At 68.2% G+C, this 13,025-nt stretch carries 10 protein-coding genes; 7 read left to right on the top strand and 3 right to left on the bottom strand.

Annotated elements, in window-relative coordinates; translation table 11 throughout:
* Positions 1 to 168 precede the first annotated feature (168 nt).
* Complete coding sequence (locus AC3EUV_RS04885) at positions 169 to 696, top strand: RNA polymerase sigma factor (protein WP_432142196.1); 528 nt, start codon at positions 169 to 171, stop codon at positions 694 to 696.
* 318 nt (positions 697 to 1,014) lie between these two features.
* Here AC3EUV_RS04885 and AC3EUV_RS04880 read toward each other — a convergent pair whose 3' ends face one another.
* Both AC3EUV_RS04880 and AC3EUV_RS04875 read right to left on the bottom strand, forming a co-directional pair.
* Complete coding sequence (locus AC3EUV_RS04880; RefSeq protein WP_432142195.1) at positions 1,015 to 2,685, bottom strand: carbamoyltransferase N-terminal domain-containing protein; 1,671 nt, start codon at positions 2,683 to 2,685, stop codon at positions 1,015 to 1,017.
* A gap of 527 nt (positions 2,686 to 3,212) precedes the next feature.
* Positions 3,213 to 6,587: a pyruvate carboxylase gene (locus AC3EUV_RS04875; protein WP_435602239.1), complete on the bottom strand. Its 3,375-nt coding sequence runs from the start codon at positions 6,585 to 6,587 to the stop codon at positions 3,213 to 3,215.
* Positions 6,588 to 6,813: 226 nt separating this feature from the next.
* Between AC3EUV_RS04875 and AC3EUV_RS04870 the strand changes: the two genes are divergently transcribed.
* Both AC3EUV_RS04870 and AC3EUV_RS04865 read left to right on the top strand, forming a co-directional pair.
* The gene (locus tag AC3EUV_RS04870; protein ID WP_432142193.1) at positions 6,814 to 6,984 is read left to right on the top strand and encodes a low molecular weight phosphatase family protein; all 171 of its coding nucleotides are present in this window, start codon (positions 6,814 to 6,816) and stop codon (positions 6,982 to 6,984) included.
* Entirely contained in the window at positions 6,981 to 7,364 is a 384-nt protein-coding gene (locus tag AC3EUV_RS04865; protein ID WP_432142192.1) for a VOC family protein, read from the top strand. The genes AC3EUV_RS04870 and AC3EUV_RS04865 overlap by 4 nt, the downstream gene beginning before the upstream one ends.
* A gap of 31 nt (positions 7,365 to 7,395) precedes the next feature.
* On the opposite strand, the gene AC3EUV_RS04860 is transcribed toward AC3EUV_RS04865, so the two are convergent.
* The gene (locus AC3EUV_RS04860; RefSeq protein WP_435602238.1) at positions 7,396 to 7,536 is read right to left on the bottom strand and encodes a hypothetical protein; all 141 of its coding nucleotides are present in this window, start codon (positions 7,534 to 7,536) and stop codon (positions 7,396 to 7,398) included.
* Between AC3EUV_RS04860 and AC3EUV_RS04855 the strand changes: the two genes are divergently transcribed.
* The 4 genes from AC3EUV_RS04855 to AC3EUV_RS04840 all read left to right on the top strand — a co-directional run bounded on the left by AC3EUV_RS04855 (position 7,529) and on the right by AC3EUV_RS04840 (position 12,882).
* The gene (locus AC3EUV_RS04855; RefSeq protein ID WP_435602237.1) at positions 7,529 to 8,824 is read left to right on the top strand and encodes a sugar ABC transporter substrate-binding protein; all 1,296 of its coding nucleotides are present in this window, start codon (positions 7,529 to 7,531) and stop codon (positions 8,822 to 8,824) included. The genes AC3EUV_RS04860 and AC3EUV_RS04855 overlap by 8 nt on opposite strands.
* A gap of 97 nt (positions 8,825 to 8,921) precedes the next feature.
* Positions 8,922 to 9,854 (top strand): carbohydrate ABC transporter permease, encoded by a 933-nt coding sequence (locus AC3EUV_RS04850; protein WP_435602278.1) that lies wholly within the window; start codon positions 8,922 to 8,924, stop codon positions 9,852 to 9,854.
* The gene (locus tag AC3EUV_RS04845) at positions 9,851 to 10,735 is read left to right on the top strand and encodes a carbohydrate ABC transporter permease (RefSeq protein WP_435602236.1); all 885 of its coding nucleotides are present in this window, start codon (positions 9,851 to 9,853) and stop codon (positions 10,733 to 10,735) included. Before AC3EUV_RS04850 ends, AC3EUV_RS04845 begins: the two co-directional genes overlap by 4 nt.
* A gap of 74 nt (positions 10,736 to 10,809) precedes the next feature.
* Positions 10,810 to 12,882, top strand: a complete 2,073-nt coding sequence (locus tag AC3EUV_RS04840) for a glycoside hydrolase family 31 protein (protein ID WP_435602235.1) — start codon at positions 10,810 to 10,812, stop codon at positions 12,880 to 12,882.
* Positions 12,883 to 13,025 lie beyond the last annotated feature (143 nt).

Raw genomic sequence — 13,025 nt, 5'->3', positions numbered from 1 at the left:
TCAATAAATCCGGCCTCGATGTGTGCGCCGTCCACCGCGTATGCATCAACTCGTCAACAACAACGGTTTTCCGGCTGCCCAGTGGCATCCGAGCGGTGCGGATATCTGATTCCGAAGCCTTGGATACACAGGCGTGACCAGCCGGCCAACTCCAGGAGTTCCGATTCCGTGAGTACCGTGAACAACCCGTCCACCCTGGCCGTCACGGCACTTCTCCCCCGTGCCCAGGCCGGGGACGGCGGGGCCATGGACGAACTCCTCCGCCACATCGCGCCGTTCGTCGGGCGGCTGTGCAGGGCGGTGGCCCGACGGCACAGTTGCGACGCCGCGCAGGAAGCACTGCTCGCCATCTACCGCGGTATCGGCGGGCTGCGCGAGCCCGCCGCCTTCTACGGCTGGGTCCGGGCGGTCACCGTGCGGGAAGCGGTACGCACCTCGAAGCGGCTGAGCCAGGGAACCGCAGATGAACTTCCCGAAATAGCGCAGGACAGCAACCCGTTGACTTTTGTTCATATCTCTGACGTGCTGGATCAGCTGTCGGACCAGCACCGCCAGATCCTCGTCCTGCGCGCCGTCTACGGCCTCAGCGAGAAGGAGATGGCGATCGCGCTGTCCGTACCCGTCGGCACCGTCCGTTCCCGTCTGCACCGGGCTCGCGGAACATTCTCCGCCGCCTGGCACGAGATGTCCGCCTGAAACGCAGCACGCGCACCGCACACGCAATTTACCGGTTTCAGGAAACGGTCGGGCCCCCTCGCGGGCAGCACAACATGCCCACGAGGGGGTGAGGATTCCTGTCCGGAGCGAGGGTAATTTCCTCGCCGGGCTTTTCTTCAATTTCCGGCCGCTGCTCCTTTCCGCCGCACGGCTTTATCTCCGGCGGTGGCGCATTCCGGGATCCCGACGCACGCCCCTGCGCTGTGACCGCATGCGGGCGCCGGATTCCCGGTCACGGCGGCCTCGGCCCCGCAGCCCACCCCTCGGCACATTCACGCGGTCACAGCACCGGGTGTGTCATGCCGGCTGGTAGAGCCGGTCTTCGGACCAGATGGCGGTCACTCCTCCCCATGCGGCGGCCGAGGCCACGTCGGGGAAGAACCCATGGCCCTTGTGGTTGGCGCTGGTGTTGCACAGCAGCGGGATGCCGGACAGGGCCTCGTAGGCGGTCAGCAGCCGGTGGATGAACGGCGATTCCCCGGCACTGACGGTCTGTAGGCGCGCGGTGCCGTCCAGATGCACGACCGCGGGGACCTTGTCCGCCCAGCCGGGCCGGGTGTCGTGGTCGAACAGCATGTGCGGGTCGGGGGTGCCCGGCAAGAACAGCTCACCCGCCCGGTGTTCGAGGCACACGGGGGCAACGGGCCGGTAGTCCTCCCGGTCCTTGATGCGGTTGAGGTGTTCCTTCATCCGGGGGTCGACGGCCGGCGCGAGGATGCTGCGGTGTCCCAGCGCCCGCGGTCCCAGCTCGGCCCGCCCGGTGAGCACCACGACGGGTTGACCGCTCTCGTGCAGCACCCGCGCGAGACCGTCCACATCGCACGGCCGGGAGGTCCAGCCGGGCGGGTCGCTCTCGGCCGGCAGCAGGCGCGGGCCCTGGTAGACCTGCCAGTCGAGGACGGGCCGTCCGCTGCTCCGGGTCCATTCCAGAACGGCGGCACCCAGGGCGGCCCCGGAGTCATTGGGGAAGGGAGGCACCCACACCTCCTCGAACAGTCCCGAGGAGCGCATGCGGCTGTTCCACTTGATGTTCAGCCCACAGCCGCCACCCACACACAGCCGGGGCGGCAGGCCACGATCCGTCATCAGCTCGGTCAGGGCGGCAAGGAGACGGCGGCCGAGATACCCCTGGAAACCGGCGATCAGGTCGGCATCGCCGAACCCGGTCCCCTGGCGGGCGACATGGTCCGTCAGCGCACGCGCGAGGTAGTCACCCATGGTGTACGACAGCTTCCTGCCGTCCAGCAACTCGGTGATGATGGAGTCGAGTTCGGGGTGGTCCTCGCCGAGCGCCGCGTACGCCATGGCCTTTCCCGCCACGTCCAGGTTGCGGGGCATGGACTGCCGCATGGGCCCGGCCTTCGCGGCGGCGGCCTGGAACGGCGGCAGTGCGGCGCAGAAGTCCGCAAAGATGCTGCCGTAGAGCGGGAACAGTTCGCCCACCCGCGTCACGTGGAGCGGCTCGGGCCGTACGTGGTAGAGGACCGGTGTCATGCCGCCGTCCCACACCAGCACCAGTGCATCCTGGCCCTGCCGGGCGAACGGGCTGGTGGCGTAGGCGCCCATCAGATGCTGAGCACTGTGGTGGTAGCCGGCGTACTCCTGCCCCTGGGCGTCGGCCCACGGCAGGCCGGTGAAGGTGTGACGGGCCAGGACCTCGGCAGCGGGCTCTTCGAGGTAAGGGGCGACGGGCAGTTCGACCTCGCGGCCGTGGTGGGTCACGCGAAGAGTGGGGTGCTGCGGGTCCTGGCGCAGGCGGGGGAACCAGCCGTCGATCACGAACCGGTCGATGTCCTCCGTCCGGACTCCCTCCCGGGACAGCACCTCTTCCGCCATCTCCAGGCGGTCGAGCGGCTGGAACCGCTTGTTGTTGTGCAGTTTCTCCATCTCCACCGAGGTCAGAAGCCTGCCGTCCTCGATAAGGGCCAGGCCTCCGTCGTGCGTCAATTTCAGACCGCATATCAGCATGTGTGTCAGCTCTCGTTCTACGACGGGCGGTGGTGCAGCGGGATGAGGGGCGGGGCCCTGACGCACAGTCCGTTGGGGCACCCTGCCGTTGCCCACCACAGGCATCCGCACAGTCGCCGATCGCGTCATAAGGCCGCCATACGCCGGATGTGACGATCCTTCAACGTAAGGCCTGCATAGGCACCTCCTCCTGCTTTCCCCGCGAACCATGCGATCTGCTGATTCATGGGGAAAGAGGAGCCTGCCGCGCCGCACACTCCCCGCCCCATGCGTGATCTCGATCACGGGAGTTGGCGCCCGGATCAGCTCTGCGCCCGCACGAAAGCCGCGAGGGCCTCGCGGTTCGCAGTCACCAACGAACCCACGAGACCCTCGCGTCATCTTGTACCGGAGGACCTTGCAGATGACATCCGACTCGACGTCAGGGAAACTGCGCGGCCCATCGGCGAATGCACTCGACGTCCACATCTGCTTCCCGGGAAGGGAGCACCTGACGACTCATATTCTTCGCCGTAGCGGAAGGCGCTTCACCCGATGTCGACGAGGAGATCGCCCCCCTCCACCTGCTGGATCTGATTGATCGCCAGCCTGGCCACCCGCCCGGCCTTCGGGGCGGTGATCGCGGCTTCCATCTTCATCGCCTCGATGGTGGCCACGGTGGTGCCGGCCGCCACCTCGTCGCCCTCGGCCACCGCGAGCGTCACCACTCCCGCGAACGGCGCGGCGACATGGCCCGGGTTGGTCCGGTCGGCCTTCTCCGTCACCGGTACGTCGGCGGCCGCTGCGGCATCGCGTACCTGGATCGGCCGCAGCTGGCCGTTCAGGGTGGACACCACGGTGCGCATACCGCGTTCATCGGCCTCTCCGACGGCTTCCAGCTCGATCAGGAGCCGTACCCCCGGTTCGAGATCGACCGCGTACTCCGTTCCGGAACGCAGTCCGTAGAAAAAGTCCTTGCTGTCCAGCACGCTGGTGTCGCCGTAAGCCTGACGGTGTGTCTCGAAGTCGCGGGCCGGCCCGGGGAACAGCAGCCGGTTGAGCGTCGCGCGCCGGTCCTGCTCCAGTCCGCTCCGGTCGTCCGCGGTCAGTTCCTGCACGGGCCTGGGTTCGGCACGGCCCTCCAGCGCCTTGGCGCGGAACGGCTCCGGCCACCCGCCGGGCGGGTTGCCCAACTCGCCGCGGAGGAAGCCGATGACGGAATCGGGGATGTCGAACTCGTTGGGCGCGGCCTCGAAGTCCGCCGGCTTCACCCCGGCGCCCACCAGGTGCAGGGCCAGGTCCCCGACCACCTTGGACGACGGGGTCACCTTCACCAGGCGGCCGAGAATCCGGTCGGCGGCGGCGTACATCGCCTCGATGTCCTCGAAGCGGTCGCCCAGGCCGAGCGCGACCGCCTGCGTGCGCAGGTTGGACAGCTGCCCGCCGGGGATCTCGTGGTGGTACACGCGGCCGGTCGGCGAGGCCAGGCCCGCCTCGAACGGCGCGTAGATCCTGCGGACGCTCTCCCAGTACGGCTCCAGGTCCCCGACCGCCTTCAGATCCAGCCCGGAGGGCCGTGCGGAGTGGTCGGTCGCGGCCACGATCGCCGACAGCGAAGGCTGTGAGGTGGTGCCGGCCATGGACGCGACCGCGCCGTCCACCGCGTCCGCGCCGGCCCGGATCGCGGCGAGGTAGGTGGCCAGCTGGCCGCCCGCGGTGTCATGGGTGTGCAGGTGCACCGGCAGATCGAACTCGCGGCGCAGGGCCGATACGAGCGTCTCGGCGGCCGGGGCGCGGAGCAGCCCCGCCATGTCCTTGATGGCCAGGACATGGGCGCCGGCGGCCACGATCTGCTCGGCCAGACGGAGGTAGTAGTCCAGGGTGTAGAGCCGCTCGGACGGATCGGACAGGTCGGAGGTGTAGCACAGGGCGACCTCGGCCACGGCCGTTCCGGTCTCCCGTACGGCGTCGATGGCGGGCCGCATCTGGCCGACGTCGTTGAGCGCGTCGAAGATCCGGAAGATGTCGATCCCGGTGGCCGCGGCCTCCTGGACGAAGGCGTCGGTCACCTCGGTCGGGTACGGCGTGTAGCCCACGGTGTTGCGGCCCCGGAGCAGCATCTGGAGGCAGATGTTCGGCACGGCTTCACGGAGTGCGGCCAGGCGCTCCCAGGGGTCCTCGGCGAGGAAGCGGAGGGCGACGTCGTAGGTGGCACCGCCCCAGCACTCCAGGGACAGCAGTTGCGGCAGCGTCCGCGCCACCACCGGGGCGACGGCGAGCATGTCCCTGGTACGGACCCGGGTGGCGAGCAGTGACTGGTGGGCGTCCCGGAAGGTGGTGTCGGTGACGCCGATCGCCGGTGACTCGCGCAGCCACCGGGCGAACCCTTCCGGGCCGTGCTCGGCGAGCCGCTGCCGGGAGCCGGCGGGCGGTTCGGTGGCCGGCAGGGGTGGCAGTTTGGTGCTCGGATCGATCAGGTGGGGCCGTGCGCCGTGCGGCTTGTTCACCGTGACGTCCGCGAGGTAGGTGAGCAGCTTTGTGCCGCGGTCGGCGGAGTGGCGCGCGGTGAGCAGGTGCGGGCGCTCTTCGATGAAGGAGGTGGTGACCCGGCCGGCCCGGAAGTCCGGGTCGTCGAGCACGGCTTGCAGGAACGGGATGTTCGTGGCCACGCCGCGGATGCGGAACTCGGCCACCGCGCGCCGGGCCCGGCCGATGGCGGTGCTGAAGTCCCGGCCGCGGCAGCTGAGCTTGACCAGCATCGAGTCGAAGTGCGCGCTGATCTCCGTGCCGGCGTGTGTGGTGCCGCCGTCCAGCCGGATTCCCGAGCCGCCCGGCGACCGGTAGGCGCTGATCCGGCCGGTGTCCGGGCGGAAGCCGTTGGCGGGGTCCTCGGTGGTGATACGGCATTGCAGCGCGGCGCCGTGCAGGACGACCTTGTCCTGTGTGAGGCCGAGATCGGCGAGTGTCTCCCCCGCGGCGATCCGCAGCTGCGCCTGCACGAGGTCGACGTCGGTGACCTCCTCGGTCACCGTGTGCTCGACCTGGATGCGCGGGTTCATCTCGATGAAGACGTGGTTCCCGTCGCGGTCGAGCAGGAACTCCACGGTGCCCGCGTTGCGGTAGCCGATCTCCCGGGCGAAGCGCACGGCGTCGGCACAGATCCGCTCGCGCAGCGCCGGGTCGAGGTTCGGGGCGGGCGCGAGTTCGATCACCTTCTGGTGCCGGCGCTGGAGCGAGCAGTCGCGCTCGAAGAGGTGGATGACCTCGCCCTGCCCGTCGGCGAGGATCTGCACCTCGATGTGGCGGGGGTCGACGACGGCCTTCTCCAGGAAGACGGTGGGGTCGCCGAACGCGGACGCGGCCTCGCGGGCCGCCGCCTCGATGGACTCGCGCAGCACGCCGGGGTCCTCGACGCGGCGCATTCCGCGTCCTCCGCCGCCGGCGACCGCCTTGACGAACACCGGGAAACCGATGTCCTCGGCGGCACGGACCAGTTCGTCCACGTCGCTGGAGGGCTCCGAGGAACCGAGCACCGGTACGCCGGCGGCGCGCGCGGCAGCCACCGCGCGCGCCTTGTTCCCGGTCAGTTCGAGCGTGCCCGCGCTCGGTCCGACGAACGTGATGCCCGCCTCCTCGCAGGCCCGCGCGAGGTCGGGGTTCTCGGACAGGAACCCGTAGCCCGGGTACACCGCGTCCGCGCCCGCCCGGCGCGCGGCACGGACGATCTCCTCCACGGAGAGGTAGGCACGCACCGGGTGCCCCGGCTCGCCGATCTCATACGCCTCGTCGGCCTTCAGCCGGTGCAGTGAGTTGCGGTCCTCGTGCGGGAAGACGGCAACGGTTTTCGCGCCCAGCTCATAGCCGGCGCGGAAAGCGCGAATCGCGATCTCACCACGGTTGGCGACCAATACCTTGCGGAACATTTCGACCCCTTCAGCCTGCCGTGAGGGACACCATGGTGTACGCCACGGGCAGATCGGACTCCGGACCCGCAGTGACTTGTTACCGGACCGCGCCTGATCATTCAGTTGGCCGACGTCAAGATCCGGATTCTCGCTCCGAACCAGCGCTGGGTCAGCCGAACGCCAGGCGGGTCATCATGGTGCGGCTGTCCCGCAATCCGCCGGCCCAGCATGCCAAGGTGTTCGAGTGAACAAGCGGCGACTGATCCACTGGAGCATCCGCGGCCCGGCTGCCGCCAGGGGCAGCGACCAGGCAGGCCACCCCGCCTTCAGACACACCACGACGGAGATCGAGGCCCGCATCCGTCACCTGCTGCCCGTCCTCGCCCGCACCACGAACCGGGAGATCCAACCGTGAGCACACCCGACGAGCTCGCCAGCGTCCGCTACATCGTCGACGACGTGGCCGCCGCGGTCCACTTCTACACCACCCACCTCGGCTTCACGCTGCACACCAACCCCGCGCCCGCCTTCGCCGACGTGATCCGCGGACCGTTGCGGCTGCTGCTGTCCGGGCCGGCCAGCTCCGGCGCCCGGGCCACGCCCGATGACGCCACCGCACCGGGCCGCAACCGCATCCATCTCCTTGTCGACGACCTCGACACCGAGATCGACCAACTGCGCGCCGCCGGGCTGTCCTTCCGCAGCGACGTCGTCGCGGGCCCTGGTGGACGCCAGATCCTGCTCGCCGACCCGGCCGGCAACCTCATCGAACTGTTCGAACCTGCCCCGCGCTGAGCTGTTTCCTAGGGCCGCCGGGCACCTCACATCAGAGCGCGAGGCCGACACGGTCGCGGTGGTAGGCGAGGGCGGCGCTGTATTTTCTGTCGAAGCGGTTCGCGAGCCGGTTGTCGAAGGGTTCGGCAATGGGGTCGAGTGCCCGTCTGCCCGGGAGGCAAGCGGTGAACATCAGCGAAATCGCCGAGCGGGCAGGCATGTCTCGCAGCACGGTTCCCTACGTGCTCACTAAATGCCGTCACACCCGGTCAATCGTGACTTTGGCGACGACCGTCACCGCAGCCGGCCTGCTGCTGAATGCCTGCGGCGGTAATGGCTCGCCGCCCAGGCCCACCGAAAGCGGCAAGATCACTCTGACCGAAATGGACTATTATAGTGCTGAACCCGGGCGGAGTGCCCTGGCCAAGCAGCTCACTCGGTGCGGCAAGCCGGCGGGGGTCACCATCAAGCGGCAGATTGTGCCGGACCTGCGCACCAAAGTGCTCCAGTTGGCGAACAGTCGGGCGCTGCCGGACCTGATTCTCCTGGACAATCCTGACCTACAGCAGCTCGCCGCCACGGGGGCGCTCGCCGACCTCGGCGCGGCCGGCGTGAAGACCGACGGAATGTATCCGAACATCGTCGCCGCGGGTAAATACCGGGGTAAGCAGTACGGTGTGGCGCCCGGTGTGAACCAGTTGGCGCTCTACTACAACACGTCGATGCTGGAGAAGGCGGGCATCAAACCGCCTGCCACGTGGGATGAGTTGCGCATCACGGCCAAGAAGCTCACTCAGGGCGACAAGGTGCACGGAATCGGCTTTGCCCTGCCGGCCACGGAAGAAGGCAGTTTCCAGTTCGAGTCCTTCTTCTTCAGCGCCGGCGCTTCCCTGAAGAAGCTCGATTCGCCGGAGGCGGTGTCGGCGCTGAGCCTCCTGAAGGACCTGGTCGCCTCCGGTTCTGCGCCCAAGGACGTGCTCAGCTGGAATCAGATGAATGTCGGGGAGCAATTCGCAAACGGTTCGCTGGCTATGATGATCAATGGTCCCTGGCAGCTGCCCCTGTTGCGAAAGGCAGGCATGAAGGATTTTGGTATCGCGCCGGTGCCCGCCCCGGCCGGGGGTACCTCCTCCGGTGCGCTCGGCGGTGAGGTGTGGGCGGCCGGCAGCAGGGGGGACAAGTCTCGCAAGGCAGCCGAGGTCATCAAGTGCCTGGTGTCGAAGCGAAACAGCCTGGAGTGGGCCAAGCTCACCAATTACGTGCCGTCCGACCCGGAGGTGGCCAAGGAATTCAGTGCTGCCGTGCCCGCGATGAAGACATTCGTGGAGACCATCGGAAGCGCCAAGAGCCGCACGGCGGAAGTCGGGCCGGACTATCCGAAGTACTCGCAGGCGATGTGGACCGCAGTGCAGGCAGCATTGTCAGGGAGCAAGTCGCCCAGAGCGGCGCTGACTGACGCGCAGAAGCAGGCGACGCAATGAGCACCGAGCCGCTGACCCGCGGGTGGTACACGTCGACGGCCGCCCTCCCGGAAAGGTAGCCGTGGTTCCGGCAGCGCCCAAGAACTCGGCGGCGGACGTGGGCGGCAAAAGGCCGCCGCCGGACCGCTCCGTGGCTCCGGCGGCTCGCGGCAGACGGCTCGGGATCGGGTTCATCGTGCCGGTCGTCGTATTCGTCGCGGTGTTCTACCTCTATCCTCTGGCCCGCAATGTGGTGCTGTCCTTCCAGGACTACGACATCAATTCCCTTTACAGCGGAAACGCCCCGTTCATCGGCCTCGGCAACTACCGCCGACTGCTGAGCACCCCCGCCTTTGCCACTTCCGTCGTCAACACCGTGGTTTTCGTCGCGGGCTCGCTCTTCTTCCAGTTCACGATCGGCCTGGGGCTCGCGGAGTTCTTTCGCCACTCGTTTCCGCTCAGCCCGCTCTTGCGGTCGCTCCTGCTGATCCCTTGGCTCTTGCCCCTGGTCGTCGCCGGCACGTTATTCCGGTGGCTGCTCGACACCAGCAACGGCGTCGTCAACCAGATCCTGCTCACCCTCCATCTGGTCCAGGAGCCGGTGCCGTGGCTCAACACCCCCACCACCGCGATGGCTTCTGTCCTGATCTGCAACATCTGGATCGGTGTGCCGTTCAACATGGTGATCCTCCACAGCGGGCTGCTGGCTATCCCGACGGAGCTCTACGAAGCGGCTTCCCTGGACGGCGCCGGCCACTGGCAGCAGTTCCGCTACGTCACGCTGCCCCAGATCAGACCCGTGATCGGCATCGTGGTGACGCTCGGCCTGATCTACACGCTCAAGGTCTTCGACGTGATCTGGGTGATGACCAAGGGCGGCCCGGCGAACGCCACCCAAACCATCACCACCTACGCCTACCAGCTGTCCTTCGGCGGGCTGTCGGAGTTCGGTCTCGGCGCGGCCGCGGGTGATCTGCTCATCGTCGCAGCCGCCGTCTTCGCCCTGCTGTACCTGCGCGCGCTGCGCGCTGATCCTGGAGCCCGCGCATGACCGCCGCCCGCGCTGCTCGCGGTCGGCCCGCCACGGTCCGTGGCGGACGGAGCCGGGCAGCCGTACCCACCTGGGCGAAATCCGCGTTCGGTGTCGCCGTCGTCGCCATCATGCTGTTCCCGCTGTACTGGATGGTGAACGCGTCCTTCCAGACCAATCAGCAGTTGGCCCGGCCCGCACCGCACTGGCTGCCCCTGGGCGGCACACTCAGCGGCTACCGGGACGCGCTGTCCCAGCAAGGCGGCCATCTGCTGGCATCCCTGATCATCGCCGCGGGCGCCACGGTCCTGACGCTGGCCCTGGCCGCGCCGGCGGCCTATGCGCTGGCGCAGCTGCGCTCCCCCGGCGGCAGGACGCTCCTGACCGTGCTGCTGGTCGTCCAACTCGTGCCCGGCATCGTCATGGCCAACGCCCTGTACCAAATCTTCGCCTCCGTGCAGATCCTCAACTCGGCCCTGGCGTTGATCCTGGCCGACGCCACGCTTGCGGTCCCCTTCGCCGTGCTCATCCTGCGGGCCTTTATGACCGCCATCCCCCGATCCCTGCTGGAGGCAGCGGCATTGGACGGTGCGGGCGCGGTACGCATCTTCTGGCAGATCGTGCTTCCCATATCCCGCAACGCGCTGATCACCGCCGGCCTTTTCACGTTCCTCTTCGCATGGGGCGACTTCCTGTTCGCCACCACGCTCAATCTCAACACCACTACGTGGAAGCCGATCACGCTGGGTCTGTACGACTACATCGGCGCCGGCACCAACATCACCACCTGGAACGCGGTAATGGCCACCGCCGTCATCGCTTGCCTGCCCGCCGCGCTGCTTCTGACCGTTGCCCAGCGGCACATCGCTGCCGGACTCACCAATGAAGCGGTCAGAGACTGACCGCGCCGTAAACCGCCGCTCGCGCCCCTGCACCGCCACTGACCCGTACCACAGCCCTGCCAGCAAGGAGCAGCATGTCTCCGCCCGACGGCACAAGGCCCGCGCCCTCCGCCTCTATCTCCACCTCCGACGCAGCCGGGACCAGCTCGCGGCCTCCCGCCTCCTCCCATCCGGCCGTCTGCCTCGAGTTCGGTGACGCCGAGCACGTACTGCGGGTGGAGCCCTGGGGAGCCGACAGTGTCCGGGTGCGCTCGGCCCGGCATCGTGTGCGCGACGACCTGCCGGGAGCCTTGAGTGTGCCCCCTGCCGCCGCGGCCGCAGAGTTGAGCGTCGGTCCGCACGGCAGCCGGATCCTCACTGTCGGGCGGCTGCGGGTGGAGCTGTCTCCCCAGGGCCATCTGCGTTTCGCGCGCACGCAGGGCGGAACCGAGCTGCTGCGGGAGTCCGTCGGTCACTTCGCCTGGCCCGGTCCCCGCCAGTTCACACCGGTCGGCGAGGGCCGCTATGAGCTGGAACAGCGCTTCGCCACCTATGACGGTGAACAGTTCTTCGGGCTGGGCCAGCACTCCCACGGGCGCCTCGACCACAAGCACATGGTGATCGACCTGGTGCAGCGCAACGGGGAGGTCACCATTCCCTTCACCCTCTCCTCCCGAGGCTACGGTCTGCTGTGGAACCTGCCCGCCGTCGGGCGTGTGGAGTTGGCCGCCCAGCAGACCCGATGGGTCGCCGACGCCGCCGATCAGATCGACTACTGGATCACCACCCATCCGACTCCCGCCGGCATCATGGCCAACTATGCCGATGCCACCGGACATGCTCCCGTGCTGCCGGAATGGGCCCTGGGCCTGTGGCAGTCCCGCCTGCGTTACCGGACACAGGAGGAACTGCTGGGTGTCGCTCGCGAATACCGGCGCCGGGGCCTTCCGCTGTCGGTCATCGCCGTGGACTTCTTCCACTGGCCGCATCTGGGCGACTGGCGCTTCGATGCCGCCGACTGGCCCGACCCGGCCGGCATGGTGGCGGAATTGGCGAGCATGGGCGTACGGCCGATGGTGTCCGTGTGGCCGTCCGTCAGCGTCGTGAGCGAGAACTACCCGCACATGCGGGATGAACGGCTGCTGCTGGGAACGGAGCACGGCCAGCCGTTCCAGCACGTCTTCCCCGACAGTCAGGCCGACGACAAGTCCCTGCCCGTGGTGTTCTACGACCCCACCGACGAGCGGGCTCGTGACTACATCTGGAGCCGTATCAAGCGCAACTACTACGATCTCGGCTTCCGGCTGTGGTGGCTGGACGCCTGCGAACCGGAGATGTACCCCGAACAATTCGGCAACCTGCGTTACGCGGCGGGGCCCGGCCGGGCGGTGGCCAACTTGTATCCGCGCGAGCACGTGCGCGGATTCTTCGAGCACATGCGGGCCGAGGGCGAAGACGTCCCGGTCAGCCTGGTGCGGTCCGCCTGGTCCGGCAGCCAGGCCTACGGGGCGGCTCTGTGGTCGGGTGACATCCCGGCCACCTTCGAGGCACTCGCGGCGCAGGTGCGCGCCGGTCTGAACGCGGGCCTGAGCGGCATTCCGTGGTGGACCACCGACATCGGCGGTTTCCACGGCGGCGACCCGGACGACCCCGATTACCGGGAGTTGCTCATCCGCTGGTTCCAGTTCGCCGTCTTCTGCCCGCTGCTGCGGATGCACGGCCACCGCGAACCGCGGGACGCCCTCGCTGCCGGCCGGACCGGGGGACCCAACGAGCTGTGGTCCTACGGGCAGGATGCCTACCGGATCCTGACCCGGCAGCTGCGGCTACGCGAGGACCTTCGTGCGTATCTTCACCGTCAGATGGTCTCCGCGGCCGACTGTGGTGCACCGGTCATCCGGCCGCTGTTCTTCGGCTTTCCCGACGACCCGGCCGCGTGGACGGTCGAGGACCAGTTCCTGTGCGGCCCGGACCTGCTGATCTCCCCGGTGACCCGACTCGGCGAACGGCATCGCCAGGTCTACCTGCCGGCCGGTGCCGACTGGAGGGCCGCCGCCACAGGAACTGTCCAGGAAGGCGGCCAGACCACCACAGCTGACGCTCCTCTGGAATGCATCCCCGTCTTCGTACGTCACGGGTCCACCCTGGATGTGAGGTTTCCAAGCTGAACAAGGATCTGCCTTGATCCCTGAGCGTCAGTGCAGCTTGTTCGATTCTTTTCGCGCAGGCACTATGGAACTGTGAGTAATGACGCCCGGGTGAATTGAGTCAGAATGGCCACTTCCGTGGGGGAAACTGGTCACTCTGGGTG

The sequence above is a fragment of the Streptomyces sp. bgisy130 genome (assembly GCF_057708345.1).
Note: the sequence above shows the minus strand (reverse complement) of the source record. Positions and strands in the feature narration are given on the sequence as shown.

Bases quoted from the DNA above. Each gene is read 5' to 3' on its own strand.
- AC3EUV_RS04880 (WP_432142195.1), bottom strand. From the start codon at position 2,685: ATGCTGATATGCGGTCTGAAATTGACGCACGACGGAGGCCTGGCCCTT.
- AC3EUV_RS04875 (WP_435602239.1), bottom strand. From the start codon at position 6,587: ATGTTCCGCAAGGTATTGGTCGCCAACCGTGGTGAGATCGCGATTCGC.
- AC3EUV_RS04860 (WP_435602238.1), bottom strand. From the start codon at position 7,536: ATGTTCACCGCTTGCCTCCCGGGCAGACGGGCACTCGACCCCATTGCC.
- AC3EUV_RS04845 (WP_435602236.1), top strand. From the start codon at position 9,851: ATGACCGCCGCCCGCGCTGCTCGCGGTCGGCCCGCCACGGTCCGTGGC.
- AC3EUV_RS04840 (WP_435602235.1), top strand. From the start codon at position 10,810: ATGTCTCCGCCCGACGGCACAAGGCCCGCGCCCTCCGCCTCTATCTCC.